Below are 17140 nucleotides of genomic sequence, written 5' to 3'. Positions count from 1 at the left end.
GGAGAATTTATGCTACCAGAAAAAAAATGGTCAAAAGAAAGAAGTATCTATATTATTGCTATCTATATTGTTGCTATAATGATGAATGGTATAATGGGGATCGTCCTTCAACATAATGTAAAAGATATTATCGGAATTGTTACAGTAGGGATTTTGTTAGTATCATTTATTGTATTTTTACTCGAAACGAACCGAATAGAAAATGGATATCGTATAGAAAAGTATTATAATTATAAAAGAATATTTTGGTTTTTTTTCATATGGTCAATATATGAAATATTAATTTTGTTAATTCCACCTTATTTAAGACCGATTTTAGTTATTGGAATATTATGTACCTTTATTTTAAACACAACCGTTGGTTTCTTAATGAATATTTATTTTTCAACAATGTTAATCCTGATTGCTGATGGCACTGTTGAATTGTATTTACTTTATATTCTTTCTGGTGTAATAGGATGTTTGGTCTCAGAGTATTTGAAAGATAAAAAAACATTTATCACAGCAGGTATTTCTATCATTTGTAGTAATATATGTCTAACAATACTATTTGAATATTTAGCAACATCAAATTTTCATGTTATATATGCTTGGCAGGCATTTGGAGCCGGACTTATTGCAATAGTACTTGTTAAATTGATGCTGCCTTATGTAGAAACTTATATTGATCATGGATTATATCGACGTTTGTGGTCTATTTGTTCTTCGAAACATATTTTACTCAAACAATTAAAAGATTTTTCAGAATCAGAGTATCAACATACATTAGCAGTTGCTAAAGTAGCAGGTAATGCAGCAGAATTAATTGGTGCTGATCCATTATTAGCAAAAGTAGGAGGATTATATCATAGAATAGGGTTAGTACAAGGTAGTGATTATATAGAAGAAAATATTAAACTGACAGAAGAATACAATTTCCCAATTGAATTAGTACAAGTTCTATATGAATATTCCGGTAGATTTGTTTTACCAAGCACAAAAGAAGCTGCTATTGTAATGATAGTTGATACAATGTTAATGAATTTTACAAAATATAGAAAAGAAATTTTAGAAGGTTCTATATCAAAAGAAATATTAGTGCAACAGACATTTAATGAGATACTTTCTAAGGGCTTATTGGATAAATCGGGAATCACCCTTAAGATGTATATGGACTTAAAAGAATTGTTTTTAACTAAATAGGAGGTAAGTGATGACGATAGATATCGAAAATGAGAGTAATTTGACAATATTCAATGATTATGAGAAAATGGCAGTCGGAGTAATTGAAAAAGTTTTAGATTTTGAAGATTGCCCTTATGAAGTTGAGGTAGAACTTCTTCTAACAACCAATGAAGGGATACAAAAAATAAATAATGAGTTCCGCCATATTGATAAACCGACGGATGTATTATCCTTTCCTCTCATTGAATATGCAACTCCATCTGATTTTTCTGAGATTGAAACAAAAGTAGAGGAAAACTTCAATCTTGAAACGGGAGAATTGTTGTTGGGAGACATTATTATTTCAGTTCCCAAAATGATAGAACAGGCAGAAGAATATGGTCATTCATTAGAACGAGAGTTTTCTTTCTTAATAACACATAGTATGCTGCATTTATTAGGATATGATCATATGGAGAAAAATGATGCTGTTATTATGGAAGGCAAACAAAAACAAATTTTAGATGAACTTAAGATTTTCAGAGAGTATAAGGAGAAAAATGATGAAGAACTTTAGATTATTAATTGTATTTGTCTGTATGTGTTTGTTATTAGGAGGATGCAAGAAGAAAGAACCTATAAAAGAACCTAAAGAAGAAGTAAAAGTTCCCAAACAGACTTTTGATCAAAAACCTGTTGATACACATGAGGGGCAAGTACGGAGTTTATTGACCGGTAAATGGGTAGATGAAGCAATCGCAAAAAAAAGACCAATTGCTATTATGTTAAGCAATGTAAAAATTGCAGTACCTCAAAGTGGAATTGAAAATGCAGATGTTGTATATGAAGCACCTGTCGAAGGCGGTATTACTCGTTTAATGGGTATTTTTGAGAATTTTCAAGGCTTAGAAAAAATTGGTTCAGTTCGAAGTTGTAGAAATTATTTTATAGATTTCTTCATGGGATTCGATGCAATTTATTCACATTTTGGCCAGGCAGTTTATGCGGTACCTGTTTTAGATTCAGAAGGAGTTGATAATCTAAATGGTCTTGATAATATTGGTGATACCGTATATTATCGTACTTCTGATAGGAAGTCTCCTCATAATGCTTATACCAGCGCCGAGAAACTGGAAGCAGGAATTGAAAAGATGGGATTTAGAAGAGACTATAAAGAAGGATATTCAGGTCAATTTAAATTTAATTCAGATGATAAGAAAGAAATTGATATTCAAGGTACTGATACAAAATATGTACAGCCTGGCTACTTTATAAATAAACCATGGTTTGAATATAAACAGGAAGACAAATTGTATTATCGTAATCAATATGGAGGACCACAAATTGATGAAGCAACAGGGAAACAGTTGGCTTATAAAAATATAATTTTACAATATACCCCGTGGGAATACTATGACAAAAATGGTTATTTAAATATCAATACAAATACAGGTGGGAAAGGTAAATATATTACCAATGGAAAGGCAATGGATATTACCTGGAAAAAAGAGAATCAATTTGATCCCACTACTTTTATGGATGCAAATGGAAAAGAATTAGTCATAAATCAAGGAAAGACCTGGGTATGTGTTATTTTAGATACTTATGAAGAAAGAATTAATATATCCAATGAATTGATTGATTATAAAGACTAAATAACAATGAATTGCGGTATATGCTTGAGGTGAAATATGAGCTCGAAGAAGAAAAAAAAATCAAATTTTCTAGTACAAGGTTCGATACTAGCAATTTCGTCTATTATTGTACGTATTATAGGTGCTGTATACCGTATACCATTAACTAAAATTATTGGAGATATTGGTAACGACTATTATTCAAATGCATATGAAATTTATAACTTACTATTATTAATATCTTCTTATAGTTTACCTTTGGCTGTTTCAAAACTTGTTTCAGCCAGGCTTGCTAAGGGAGAGCGAAAAAATGCATACCGGATTTTTCGGGGAGCTTTGGTATTTGCAATTATTTCTGGAATTGTTGTTGCAACGTTTACATTTGTATTTTCCAGATTTTTAACTGCAAGACTTTTCAATACCCCAATGAGCTTTTTTGCTCTGCGAGCATTGATACCGGCTCTTATTATTGTTGCTATACTTGGTGTTCTAAGAGGATTCTTTCAAGGAAATGGAACAATGATTCCAACCGCAATTTCACAAATAGCAGAACAAATAATAAATGCAATAGTGAGTGTCGGTGCTGCATATTTCTTATTTTCATATGGGAAAAAAATAGGTGCAGTTTTAGGGGATGCAAAAAGTTATAGTGCTGCTTATGGTGCTGCCGGAGGAACTTTAGGTACAGGTGCAGGTGCATTGACAGCATTGGTTTTTATGTTAATGATATTTTTCATGTATCGTCCTGTTTTGAAAAGGCAGATACGAAGAGATCGTTACTCTAAAAAGGAATCTTATAGAAAGATATTTTATGTACTGATGATGACTATTGTACCAGTTATATTAAGTACAACAGTATACAATATCAGTGGTATTTTGGATCAGGGTATTTTTAAATCTCCTATGCTGCAGCATGGTCTTAGTGCAGATGTACGATCACAAATGTGGGGGATATTTAGTGGTAAATATAAAGTTCTTACAAATGTACCAATTGCAATTGCAAGTGCCGTTGCTTCTTCTGTTACTCCTGGGCTTAGTATAGCGGTTGCACTTGGAGATAAAAATGAAATGAAAGCTAAGATTGAAACAGCAATTCGATTTGTTATGATTGTGGCTTTTCCTTGTGCCATTGGTATGGGCGTTTTGGCATCACCTATTTTACATTTTTTGTTTAATGGATCTTCCACAGAATCTATGACAATTGCAACAAGATTACTTCAATCAGGAGCTGTTGTAATTATATTTACCTCATTATCGACATTATCAAATGGTTTATTGCAAGGGATAAATAGAATGAAGACTCCAGTAATTAATGCTGTTATTTCTCTTATAATACATCTAATATCATTAATTATTATGTTACAATTTTTTAATCTCAAAATTTATGCAGTGATTTATTCCAATATTATATTTGCTTTTTTAATGTGTTTATTAAATGGTATGGCAATAAGAAAATTCATTGGTTATAAACAGGAAATAAAAAGGTCTTTTATAATTCCATGTATTTCATCGATTCTAATGGGAGTTGTCGTATATTTAGTTTATTCAGGAATACATAAAGGACTTGATAATAATAAATTGGGCGTAGTAATATCAATTATATTAGGTGCACTTGTATATGGAATTCTTTTATTAGCATTTAAAGCATTGACGGAAGAAGAAATAAAAAGATTACCAAAAGGTAATTTAATTTTATCGTTCGGGAAAAAAATTCACTTAATAAAATGAATTAGGAAATAATGGTAAATATTGAATAAAAATAGACTAACAAGCTGATACTATATACAAAAGGAGGGATGTTCCTATGAAAAAAGTATATGGGATCAGCTTTTTACTTGTTGTTTTAGTATCCATTGGAGCTTACCAAATTAGTTATTATTATGCAGAAAAAAATTTTGAAAAACAGGCAAAAGAAAAACAAGAGAAAGAAATGGAAAATGAGTTAATTCAAGCAGATACTAATAATCCTAGCGTAGTGACAAGAAATACAAAATATATTATTAACATAATCAATAATGAAAATGAAATATTAGAAGAAAAAACTACAATGATACCAGAGAATTTAATTGGCTGTACAAGAGATGAAGTTAATGAAGCTCTAGATGGTGTTGAACTCGTTTCTTTTTCACCAGAAAGAATTGTCGTAAAGCAGAAACAATTGAAAGAAAAATATGAATATTATTTAAAGGAAGAAAATGGTTATATTACAGTATTGCTTTCAGATAAAAAAACAGTATATACCTATACAGATATAGCAGTTTCTATTCTTCCAAAAGAAATACAAGAAGAAATAAAAAATCTAAAACCAATTGAAAACTTAAGTCATCTTTATAGTTTTTTGGAAACTTACACGAGTTAAGAGCAAAATAACTTGATTCATATGAATAAATCACCTATAATTGAGAAGTCAAAGGGAATTTTGAGGTGAATTATGAGTAAGAAAAAAGTGATTGTAATCGGTGGCGGTGCTTCTGGTATAGTTGCTGCGATTGCAGCATCAAGAAGTGGTGCAGATGTTACAATATTAGAGCATATGAAACGGATTGGTAAAAAGATTTTATCCACTGGAAATGGAAAATGTAACATAACCAATCTGAATCAGGATATCAAAAAATATAATGGAAATAATCCAGAGTTTATCTTGCCGGTATTTGAACAATTTGGCGTTAAAGAAACACTGGACTTTTTTCATGCAATGGGAATTTTAATAAAAGATAAAAATGGATATATTTATCCTAATTCTGAGCAGGCTTCTTCAGTTTTGGACGTATTAAGAATGGAATTAGAAAATTTGAATGTAGAAATAATCTGTGAATGCAAAATTAACGGAATAAAAAAAATCAGAAATCAATTCATAATTAATACTAATTTAAAAGAATATAAAAGTGATGCGTGTATCATGGCAATAGGTGGCAAAGCAGCACCTGTGACTGGTTCAGATGGAAGTGGTTTTCTATATGTCAAAGAATTTGGACATACTGTCTTGTCTATGGTACCTGCATTAGTTCAATTAAAAGCAAAACAATCATTTTTTAAAGAATTAGCAGGAATCCGAATAGAAGGAAATGTGCAATTGTGGTCAAATTCCATGCTTTTAGCCAGTGAATATGGAGAGATTCAACTAACAAAATATGGAATTTCAGGAATACCGGTTATGCAGATTAGTCGTTTTGCGTCATTGGAATTGCTTAAATATAAAAAAGTTTCTGCTATCCTTGATTTTAATCCACAGATGAATGAAGAAGAATTAAAACATTATTTAAAAAATCGATTTAAACATAGTAGAAATAAAACAGCAGAAGAATGTTTCATTGGATTTATTAATAAAAAACTGGGCAACGTTCTCCTTAAAGAATCAGGCATAAATCTTAATCAAAATGCAAACGGAATAAAGTTCGAACAAATTGAAGTTTTAGTAAAAAAAATCAAAACATTTTCTATTGATATCATAGCAGCAAATTCATTTGAAAATGCTCAGGTAACAGCAGGTGGAATATCTACAACAGAAATTAATAATAAAACTTTGGAATCCAAATTAGTATCTCAATTATTCTTTGCAGGAGAAATGATTGATATTGATGGTACTTGTGGTGGTTATAATCTGCAATGGGCATGGTCAAGTGGTTATGTCGCAGGAATACATGCAGCAATGAGGGATTAATATGATACGAATACAGCAAGTAAAATTAGAATTAAACCATACAAAAGAAGATATGTTTAAAGTAATAGAGAAGACATTAAGAGTATCTTCTCATGAAATAATAGCAGTTGAAATTGTAAAAAAGTCGATAGATGCAAGAAAAAAGAGCGAAATCAAATATGTCTATACTATAGACGTTGAGGTGAAAGAACCTTCTGAGATAATAAAAAGGACAAAAAACAAACATGTATCCATAGCAAAAAAGGATTTTTATCAATTTCCTGACCCAGGTATAAATCAGATGAAAAGCCGTCCGGTCATTGTAGGAAGCGGACCAGCCGGATTATTTTGCGGACTTATGCTTGCAAAAGCAGGATATGCACCAATTCTAATTGAAAGAGGAGAATCTGTTGAGAAGCGTAAAATTACAGTAGATAATTTTTGGGATGGAGAAAGCTTAAATTCGGAAAGTAATGTTCAATTCGGAGAAGGCGGTGCAGGAACTTTTTCAGATGGTAAATTAAATACATTAGTGAAAGATCCCACTGGCAGAAACCGGAAAGTGTTAGAAATTTTTGTTAAAGCTGGTGCTCCCGAAGAAATTCTTTATATCAATAAACCTCATATAGGGACCGATATTTTAGTCGATGTAGTGAAAAATATTAGAAATAAAATTTTAGAATATGGTGGCGATATTTATTTTGATACTTGCATGAAAGACTTATTAATTAAAGATGGTAAAGTCTCAGGTGTAGAGTTGAAAAATCATGAAAGGATTTTAACAGACCTTGTCATTTTAGCAATAGGGCATAGTGCAAGAGATACTTTTCAAATGTTATCTCAGAAGCCATTGATCGAAATGACATCAAAAGCTTTTGCAATCGGAGTTAGAATAGAACATCCACAAAGTTTGATTAATAATTCTCAATATGGAGTAAAGTTTCATGAAATATTACCAAATGCTTCTTACAAATTAGCAACTACTTTAGAAAATAAACGAGGAGTTTATTCCTTTTGCATGTGTCCTGGTGGATATGTAGTAAATGCTTCTTCTGAGCCCAAACGGCTCGCAGTGAACGGAATGAGCTATCATAGCCGTAATAGTCAAAATGCAAACAGTGCAATTATTGTAACTGTTACCCCAGAAGATTTTGAGTATCAAGGGCCATTAGCAGGTATGGAATATCAACAGAGATTAGAAGAGGCCGCATATTTAGCAGGAGAAGGCAGGATTCCCATCCAATTATTTGGTGATTTTTGTAATAACAAATCAAGTACGACTTTTGGTGATTTTGATACATGTATAAAAGGAAATTGGAAATTTTCTGATTTAAATCAAATTATTCCAAAAACTGTGGCAGATAGTTTAAAAATGGGAATTATGCAATTTGAACATAATATAAAAGGATTTAGTAAAGAGGATGCCATACTTTCTGGTGTTGAGAGTAGAACATCTTCACCAGTGAGGATACCAAGAGATACTTTCTTTGAAAGTAAAGTAAAAGGACTTTACCCCTGTGGTGAAGGGGCAGGTTATGCAGGAGGTATCATGTCAGCAGCTATGGACGGTCTAAAGGTAGCAGAAGCAATTGCGAAAAAATATAAGAAGTATTATAATAGTTAAAATCAGGTAACATAAAAATATAAATTCATAATAAGGAAGGTAAAAAAATTGACACAATTAACTCCTATGATGCAACAGTATATGGAAACCAAAAAAGAATATAGTGACTGCATTTTATTTTATAGATTAGGTGATTTTTATGAGATGTTTTTTGATGACGCATTAACAGCATCGAAGGAATTAGAAATTACTTTAACAGGTAAAAACTGTGGACAAGAAGAACGAGCACCTATGTGCGGTGTACCTTATCATGCAGTGGAAGGATATCTTAACAAACTAGTATCAAAAGGCTATAAAGTTGCTATTTGTGAACAGGTAGAAGATCCAAAATTAACCAAAGGAATTGTGAAAAGAGAAGTCGTCAGGGTCGTTACTCCAGGAACGAATTTCAATCCACAGGCTCTTGATGAAAGCAAAAATAATTACATAATGTGTATTGTTTTGTTTGAAAATCTATTTGGTCTCTCTGTTGCCGATATTACAACCGGAGACTATTTTGTTACAGAGATTGATTCAGCAAGAAAATTAATAGATGAAATCAATAAATTCATGCCTTCTGAAATCATTTGTAATGAAGCATTTCAAATGAGCGGTGTTGATTTAGAAGATTTGAAAAATCGTTTAAATATTACAGTATATACTTTGGAATCATGGTATTTTGATGAAGAACTTTGTCAAAGAATACTAAAAGATCATTTTAAAATAAATAATTTAGCAGGTTTAGGAATTACTGATTATTGCTGCGGAATCATTGGTGCAGGATCTTTATTACAATATTTATTGGAAACTCAAAAAAACAGTCTGTCACATATGACTACATTAAAACCATATTCTACAGGGATGTTTATGTTGATAGATAGTTCAACAAGACGTAATTTAGAATTAGTTGAAACATTAAGAGAAAAACAAAAAAGAGGTTCGTTATTATGGGTATTAGATAGGACGAAAACGGCTATGGGAGCTCGAATGCTTCGAAGCTTCATTGAACAGCCGTTAATTGATTTAGACGAAATTGAAGAGCGCTTAGATTGTATCGATGAACTGAATCAAAAAGTGATATCCAGAGAGGAAATCAGAGAATATTTGTCTCCTATTTATGATTTGGAGCGATTAATAGGTCGTATCAGTTATCAGTCTGCAAATCCTAGAGATTTGATTGCTTTTAAAAATTCTTTGTCTATGCTTCCATATATTAAGCAGATTGCAGAAGATTTTGAAGCAAATTTAATACGTAAATTGTTACAACAATTCGATATATTAGAAGATCTGCACTCACTGGTAGAACGCTCTATACTTGATGAACCCCCAATTACCATTCGTGAAGGTGGAATTATCAAAGAAGGCTATTCAAAAGAAGTAGACCAGCTAAGAAATGCCAAAACAGAAGGAAAAACATGGCTTGCTCAATTAGAATCAAAAGAAAGAGAGCAGACTGGTATTAAAAATCTAAAAATAAAATATAACAAAGTATTTGGTTATTATTTAGAGGTTACTAATTCATATCGGGATTTAGTTCCGGAACACTATACCCGGAAACAAACATTAGCAAATGCGGAAAGATACATAACACCGGAATTAAAAGAATTAGAAGATATGATTTTAGGAGCTGAAGATAAATTATATGCATTAGAATATCAACTCTTTACAGAAATTAGAGATATGATTGCAGAACAAGTTTTAAGGATTCAAAATACTGCAAAAGCAATTGCTAAGTTGGATGTCTTTACTTCACTTGCATTAGTTGCAGAGAGAAATCAATATTGCAGGCCAAAAATAAATAAAAACGGTCTGATTCAAATTAAAGATGGACGTCATCCTGTAGTTGAAAAAATGATAACAAACGATCTTTTTATTGCAAACGACACAATATTGGACAATGAAAATCAGCGTATCTCTATTATTACCGGACCTAACATGGCAGGTAAATCTACCTATATGAGACAAACAGCATTAATTGTTCTGTTGGCTCAGATTGGATGCTTTGTGCCAGCTAAAAGTGCAGATGTAGGAATTGTTGATCGGATTTTCACAAGAGTCGGAGCATCTGATGACCTTGCTTCCGGACAAAGCACTTTTATGGTAGAAATGACCGAGGTCGCAAACATATTACGTAACGCAACCAAAAATAGTTTACTTATATTAGATGAAATAGGTCGTGGAACAAGTACCTTTGATGGACTTAGTATTGCCTGGGCTGTTGTTGAACATATCAGTAATCCAAAACTTTTAGGTGCCAAAACTCTTTTTGCTACACATTATCATGAATTGACAGAATTGGAAGGTAAGTTAAATAGTGTAAATAATTATTGCATTGCTGTCAAAGAGCAAGGAGAGGATATCGTTTTTTTACGAAAGATTATTAAAGGTGGAGCAGACAAAAGTTATGGTATTCAAGTAGCCAAATTAGCAGGCGTTCCAGAACCGATAATAGAAAGAGCAAAAGTACTGGTAGAACAGCTAAGTGATGCAGATATCGCTTTAAATGCAAAAAATATTATAACCGAGCAAGAAATCGAGCGATCTTTTGGAACGGAAACTATAGTAGAGGAAGCAACACAACTTTCTCTCTTTGATAATTCTTCAAAAGAAGATGATGAAGTCGTTTTAGAACTTAAATCATTAGATATTGCAAATTTAACACCAATAGAGGCATTAAATATTTTATATAAGTTTCAAAATGTTATAAAAAGCAGAAAATAAAATGGAGGAATTCTAATGTCGAATATAGCAGTATTAGATCAAAAAACAATTGATAAGATTGCCGCAGGCGAAGTAATAGAACGTCCTTCATCAGTGGTGAAAGAATTAGTTGAGAATGCAATAGATGCAGGTTCTACAGCTATTACCGTAGAAATAAAGGAAGGTGGAATTTCCTTTATACGAATTACAGATAATGGATGTGGAATAAAAAAAGAAGAAGTTCCATTAGCTTTTTTACGTCATTCTACAAGCAAAATACAATCAGTAGAAGATTTAATGACTGTTTCATCTTTAGGATTTCGCGGGGAAGCATTATCGAGTATTGCCGCAGTAGCACAAGTGGAATTAATCTCGAAGCCTGCAAAAGAATTGCTGGGAGTCCGATATATTATTGAAGGTAGTCAAGAAAAAAGTATGGAAGAAATCGGGGCTCCTGATGGAACAACTTTTCTTATACGAAATCTTTTTTATAATACACCTGCCAGACAAAAGTTCCTAAAATCACCAACAACGGAGGGAAATTATATTAGTGAACTTTTACAAAGATTAGCATTATCACACCCTAATATTTCCTTTAAGTTCATCAATAATGGACAGATTAAACTTCACACATCCGGAAATACCAATTTAAAGGATATTATATATCACATTTATGGAAGAGAAATTTCTAAGGAGTTACTGGAAATACAAGAAGAACTTGGAGATATTAAAATCGAAGGTTTTATAGGAAAGCCGGTTATTTCCAGAGGAAACCGGAATTTTGAAAATTATTTTATTAATGGGCGTTATGTAAAAAGCAATATAATTTCAAAAGGAATTGAACAAGCATATAAGAATTTTATGATGCAGCATAAATATCCTTTTACAGTGCTGCACTTTTCAATAAAGGGTGAATTATTAGATATAAATGTACATCCAACTAAAATGGAATTACGTTTTAGTAATAAGGAAGAAATATATCAATTTATTCATGATACAGTCTATAACAGACTACAAAAACGAGAATTAATTCCGGAAGTTGAAATAAGTGCAAACAAAAAACCAGAAAATAAAAGAATTAGTAAAATGAAAGAATTCATTCAAAAACAGGCGGCTATTCCAGAACCTTTTGAAAAAAAGCGCTTAGAGACTTTTAAAGAAAATAATCTATATCAAAAGAATATTTCAATAAGCAATACGGATACACCTGTACCAGTAGTAAAAAATAATTTAATTTTAGAAACAAATGAATCATCAAAGACAACTCCTGTAATAGAAAAAGAATCCGAACAGTTAGAATTATTTGATGGGAAATTATTATCAAAAGAGGCTAAAGCAAAACATGAAATTATTGGTCAAGTTTTCGATACTTATTGGATTATACAATATCAAGACAAAATGTTTATTATGGATCAGCATGCTGCTCATGAAAAAGTACTTTATGAAAAAACATTAGCGTCTTTAGATTCTAAAGAACATGCAAGCCAAATGATAAGCCCACCTATCTTAATAACTTTATCTATGAAAGAGCAGGAACTTTTAAACAAATATCTTAAAATTTTTGAAAAAATAGGATTTATCATTGAGTCTTTTGGCGGCAATGAATTTATAATTAATGGAGTACCCAGCAATTTATTTGGATTATTAGGAAAAGATTTATTTATTGAAATAATAGATGGTCTGGCTGAAAATTTAGGTGCGGCTACAGAAGATGTCATTTTAGAAAAAATAGCATCTATGTCTTGTAAAGCGGCAGTAAAAGGGAATCATAAATATTCTAATTTAGAAGCTCAGAATTTAATTGAACAATTAATGGAATTAGAAAATCCCTATCATTGTCCACATGGACGACCAACCATTATTTCAATGTCAAAATATGAATTAGAAAAGAAATTTCAAAGAATATTATAATATGATAGGAAAGATTATGAAGAAACCACTTATTGTTTTAACAGGTCCAACAGCAGTTGGAAAAACAGAATTATCAATCCAGCTGGCAAAAAAAGTAAATGGTGAAATTATTTCAGCTGATTCTATGCAAGTATATAAATATATGAATATTGGAACTGCAAAAATTACGCCAGATGAAATGCAGGGTATCCCTCATTATCTGGTAGATGAAATTTTACCGGACGAAGAGTTCAATGTTGTGATTTTTCAGCAATTGGCAAAAAAATATATGGAGGAAATATACAATAAAGGTAAAATTCCTATTTTAGTTGGAGGTACAGGTTTTTATATACAAGCGGTACTTAAAAATATTAATTTTACCGAAACTGACACAAATTTAGAATATCGTTCCGAATTAGAAAACATTGCAAAAGAGAAAGGTTCAGCCTTTCTACATGAAATGTTACAAAATGTAGATAAAAAAGCCGCTGATTCTATTCACGAAAATAATACAAAAAGAATCATCAGAGCCTTAGAATTTTATAAAGAAACGAAGAAATTAATTTCAGAACATAATGAAGAAGAATATCTGAAAGAATCGCCTTATAACTTCGCATATTTTGTATTAAATACAGAACGCGGACTTCTTTATGAACGTATTAATTTAAGAATAGACAAAATGCTAGAAGAAGGATTAGTGAAAGAAGTTGAAATGCTTGCTAAAATGGGAATGAAGAAAGATATGGTTTCTATGCAGGGACTTGGATATAAAGAAATACTATCTTATTTAAATAGAGAAATTTCATTAGAGGAAGCTGTCTATTTATTAAAACGAGATACTAGAAGATTTGCAAAAAGGCAATTGACTTGGTTCCGCCGGGAGAAAAATATAACATGGATTGAAAAAGAGCATTTTGACTTTAATAATGATAAAATTTTATCCTATATGTTAAATTTTATAAAAGCAACAGAAATTATTTAAATCATAACAAAAGGAAAGAGATAAGATGAATTTACTCAAAAGTGAAAATTTATATGAAGAAATGGGGATTTGTAAAGATGTATTTCAATTTGGAACAGAAATAGAAAAATGTTTAACAGATCGTTTTAAAAAAATTGATGAAGTTGTTGAGTATAACCAACTTAAAGTTATTTCTGCCATGCAAAAACATAAAGTAAGTGCAGAATGCTTTGCATCGACATCCGGATATGGATATAACGACTTAGGAAGAGACAAGCTGGAGGAAGTTTATGCTGCTTGCTTTCACACCGAAGCGGCATTGGTACGTCCTCAAATAGCGTGTGGTACACATGCGTTATCAGTGGCTTTATCCGGCAACTTAAGACCTGGAGATGAACTGCTCTCTCCAGTTGGTAAGCCTTATGATACGCTTGAGGAGGTTATTGGGATTCGTCCATCTAATGGGTCTTTAGCTGAATACGGTATCAAATATCGTCAGGTAAATTTATTAGAAAATGGTGAATTTGATTTTTATGGAATAAAGAATGCAATTACTTCAAAAACAAAAATGGTTACCATACAACGTTCAAAAGGTTATCAAACAAGGCCTACCTTATCAGTAAAAAAAATTGAAGAACTAATTAGGTTTATAAAAAAGATTAAATCTGATATAATCTGTATGGTTGACAATTGTTATGGTGAGTTTGTAGAAACGATTGAACCCACAGATGTTGGAGCAGATTTAATTGTTGGTTCATTGATTAAAAATCCCGGGGGTGGGCTTGCGCCAATAGGGGGTTATATAGCTGGAAAGAAACAGTACGTTGAAAATGCATCCTATCGTTTGACTTCTCCTGGATTGGGGAAAGAAGTTGGAGCTTCTCTTGGAACCATGCAATCATTTTATCAAGGATTTTTTCAGGCTCCAGTTGTAGTGGGCGGAGCATTAAAAGGTGCAATATTTGCTGCTAATATCTATGAAAAACTGGGATTTAAGGTTATTCCTGATTCTATTGAAAGCAGACATGATATCATACAAGCTGTTGAATTTGGAATACCAGAAGCTGTTATTGAGTTTTGCAAAGGTATTCAAGCTGCTGCACCTGTAGATAGTTACGTTATACCAGAACCTTGGGCTATGCCTGGATATGACAGTGATGTTATAATGGCTGCAGGGACATTTGTACAAGGTTCTTCTATAGAATTAAGTGCAGATGGTCCAATAAAGGAGCCCTATGCAGTTTACTTTCAGGGAGGCTTAACGTGGTATCATGCCAAATTAGGTATTTTAATGTCATTACAAAAACTTATTGATGCAAACATTGTCAAAGTACCAAAATAAGTTTTTGCCTGATTTACAAAATTAACAATTATTAGGTATACAATAAATCAAGAATATGGTAAAATAATTTGTAAAATGTGCATACCTAACAAAGTTTACATAATAAATGTATGTAAACTTATTGAAGTTTGTGCGAAAGGGGACATTATATGAGAGGTGCAAAAGACAAAAATTTATGGTCCTTATTCTTACTTTTATTAGCAGGAATTGTACTAGGAGGATTTTTAGGAACCTTAACACAGAATGTATCATTTTTAAGTTGGTTAAATTATGGACAAGCATTTGGATTAGCCAATCCAGTTGTTCTAAATTTAGGGATTTTAGTTATAACATTTGGATTAACAATAAAAATTACGATAGCAAGTATTGCAGGTATTTTTATAGCAGTCTTTGTTTATAAAATTCTCTAATATCATTATCCATTCCTATTTACAGATTTACAGAGAGATGAAGTAATAGGAGGAAGTATGAATAATCATTTTACAATGCGGGATTTGCCGCAATGTGAGAGACCTTATGAAAAATGTTTAACAAAAGGTCCTCAATTTCTATCCGATGCAGAGCTAATTGCTGCTATAATAAATACTGGAACAAAGGGTTTTAGAGCAATTGATCTTTCCCAAGAAATTCTACAAAGTTCTAATTCTTTTCCGAGCATATTAGGAATTCTGAATATGTCTAATGACGAACTGATGAGAATTAAAGGAGTTGGGAAAGTAAAAGCTGCAAAATTAAAATGTATCGCTGAATTATCAAAGAGAATTGCAAAATCAAAAGCATCAAATCTGATTCAGTTAACATCGCCATCTTCGATCGCAGAATATTATATGGAAGAGTTAAGGCATATTGAACAAGAACAAGTTGTCTTATTGATGTTTGATACAAAAAATAAACTATTAGGCGAAAAAACAGTTTATATAGGAACAGTGAATGCTTCACTGGTATCCCCAAGGGAGTTATTTATTGAAGCATTGAGAAGTCAAGCAGTTTATGTAGTTTTATTACATAATCATCCCAGTGGTGATCCTACACCCAGCACTGAAGACATTATACTGACTAAGCGGGTGCAGAAGGCAGGAAATCTGATAGGAATCCAATTAATAGATCATATAATTATCGGAGATCTCTGTTATACCAGCCTAAAAGAAAAAAATCTAATGGATTCATAAAAGAAAATGGAACTATGGAAGGAGTAAAGAATGATAAACAATATATTTGGGGTTGATCTTGGGACAAGTAATATCAAACTTTACAACAAGGCAACAGATAAAATTATTAATGAAAAAAATGTTATTGCAATTGAAAACAAGAGGAATGTCTATGGTTTTGGAGACGAAGCATATGATATGTTTGAAAAAGCACCTGAAGCTATCGATGTATCTTTTCCAATGTTTAATGGAGTTGTTGCAGACTATAAAAATATGCAGATGCTGTTGAATAAATTTATAGAAAAATCCAGCAACGGAAAAAACTGCAGAGGGGCAGAATTTGTGATTGCTGTTCCTACGGACATTACAGAAGTTGAGAAGAAGACTTTTTTAGATGTTGCAAAAGGTACCAAATCAAAGCCAAAAAATGTTTTAATTGTTGAAAAGCCTATAGCTGCAGCAGTAGGACTTGGCTTGAATGTAAAGGATGCAAAGGGAATTATGGTTGTTGATATTGGGGCAGATACAACAGAAATATCTGTATTATCTTTAGGCGGTATTGTATTAAGCAAATTATTACAATTAGGAGGAAATAAATTAGATTTGGCAATTGCATCTGCCATCAAAAAGAAATATAATTTAATTATCGGAAATAAAACAGCACGTATGTTAAAACAAAGTTTAGGTACAGTTATTGAGAGTGAAAACATTACTATGAAAGCTGTTGGAAGAGATATTGTAACAGGACTACCTGTTCAGATGGAAATTGAATCGCATCTGATTTATCAATCAATGACTGAGCATATCAAACAACTTATGGATGCAGTAAAAATAATTTTAGAAAAAACTCCGCCTGAACTTTCTTCTGATATTATAGAAAATGGAATATATCTTACAGGTGGTGCATCCCAATTAAAGGACTTGAACCAGTTAATGAAAACAATTACCGGATTGGAAGTTAACACAGGACCTCAGCCATCCGAAAGTGTAGTAAGAGGATTAATGAAGATAGCAACAGATAAAGAGTTGAATGAACTCGCTTATTTCATGAAATATAAAAGTTATAAATAGAACGAATT

The 17140-nt window shown here is 31.9% G+C and carries 14 protein-coding genes; all 14 read left to right on the top strand.

The annotated features are described in order from the left end of the window. Positions 1–9 precede the first annotated feature (9 nt). The 14 genes from DWV06_RS11995 (at position 10) to mreB (ending at position 17132) form a co-directional block, all read left to right on the top strand. Positions 10–1182 carry an HDIG domain-containing metalloprotein gene (locus tag DWV06_RS11995; protein WP_115482418.1) on the top strand — a complete coding sequence of 391 codons (1173 nt, stop codon included), beginning with the start codon at positions 10–12 and terminating at the stop codon, positions 1180–1182. A 10-nt stretch (positions 1183–1192) separates the two neighbouring features. Further along, a complete protein-coding gene (gene ybeY / locus DWV06_RS11990) occupies positions 1193–1720 on the top strand; it encodes an rRNA maturation RNase YbeY (RefSeq protein ID WP_115482417.1) in 528 nt (175 codons plus the stop codon). Beyond that, positions 1707–2798: a DUF3048 domain-containing protein gene (locus DWV06_RS11985; protein ID WP_235828953.1), complete on the top strand. Its 1092-nt coding sequence runs from the start codon at positions 1707–1709 to the stop codon at positions 2796–2798. The genes ybeY and DWV06_RS11985 overlap by 14 nt, the downstream gene beginning before the upstream one ends. A 36-nt stretch (positions 2799–2834) precedes the next feature. Further along, positions 2835–4505 carry a putative polysaccharide biosynthesis protein gene (locus DWV06_RS11980; protein WP_115482415.1) on the top strand — a complete coding sequence of 557 codons (1671 nt, stop codon included), beginning with the start codon at positions 2835–2837 and terminating at the stop codon, positions 4503–4505. A 76-nt stretch (positions 4506–4581) separates the two neighbouring features. Next, on the top strand, positions 4582–5136 hold the full coding sequence (locus tag DWV06_RS11975) for a hypothetical protein (protein WP_115482414.1): 555 nt from the start codon (positions 4582–4584) through the stop codon (positions 5134–5136). A 72-nt stretch (positions 5137–5208) separates the two neighbouring features. Then, positions 5209–6438 (top strand): BaiN/RdsA family NAD(P)/FAD-dependent oxidoreductase, encoded by a 1230-nt coding sequence (locus DWV06_RS11970; protein ID WP_115482413.1) that lies wholly within the window; start codon positions 5209–5211, stop codon positions 6436–6438. 1 nt (position 6439) lies between these two features. Continuing rightward, complete coding sequence (locus DWV06_RS11965; protein WP_115482412.1) at positions 6440–8041, top strand: NAD(P)/FAD-dependent oxidoreductase; 1602 nt, start codon at positions 6440–6442, stop codon at positions 8039–8041. A gap of 66 nt (positions 8042–8107) precedes the next feature. Next, a complete protein-coding gene (gene mutS / locus DWV06_RS11960; RefSeq protein ID WP_115482513.1) occupies positions 8108–10741 on the top strand; it encodes a DNA mismatch repair protein MutS in 2634 nt (877 codons plus the stop codon). A 15-nt stretch (positions 10742–10756) separates the two neighbouring features. After that, positions 10757–12631 carry a DNA mismatch repair endonuclease MutL gene (mutL, locus tag DWV06_RS11955; RefSeq protein ID WP_115482411.1) on the top strand — a complete coding sequence of 625 codons (1875 nt, stop codon included), beginning with the start codon at positions 10757–10759 and terminating at the stop codon, positions 12629–12631. Between the two features lie 16 nt (positions 12632–12647). Continuing rightward, entirely contained in the window at positions 12648–13592 is a 945-nt protein-coding gene (gene miaA, locus DWV06_RS11950) for a tRNA (adenosine(37)-N6)-dimethylallyltransferase MiaA (protein WP_115482512.1), read from the top strand. Between the two features lie 25 nt (positions 13593–13617). Then, positions 13618–14913 (top strand): methionine gamma-lyase family protein, encoded by a 1296-nt coding sequence (locus DWV06_RS11945; RefSeq protein ID WP_115482410.1) that lies wholly within the window; start codon positions 13618–13620, stop codon positions 14911–14913. A gap of 149 nt (positions 14914–15062) precedes the next feature. Further along, positions 15063–15323, top strand: coding sequence for a DUF4321 domain-containing protein (locus DWV06_RS11940; protein WP_115482409.1), 261 nt, complete (start codon positions 15063–15065; stop codon positions 15321–15323). Positions 15324–15380: 57 nt separating this feature from the next. Beyond that, complete coding sequence (gene radC, locus DWV06_RS11935; protein ID WP_115482408.1) at positions 15381–16082, top strand: RadC family protein; 702 nt, start codon at positions 15381–15383, stop codon at positions 16080–16082. 30 nt (positions 16083–16112) lie between these two features. Beyond that, positions 16113–17132 (top strand): rod shape-determining protein, encoded by a 1020-nt coding sequence (gene mreB / locus DWV06_RS11930; protein WP_115482407.1) that lies wholly within the window; start codon positions 16113–16115, stop codon positions 17130–17132. The last annotated feature ends 8 nt before the right edge of the window (positions 17133–17140 follow it).

The organism is Anaerosacchariphilus polymeriproducens (genome assembly GCF_003363435.1).
Taxonomy (GTDB): domain Bacteria; phylum Bacillota; class Clostridia; order Lachnospirales; family Lachnospiraceae; genus Anaerosacchariphilus; species Anaerosacchariphilus polymeriproducens.
The sequence above is the reverse complement of the archived record's forward strand: the minus strand, read 5'-3'. Positions and strand labels throughout refer to the sequence as shown.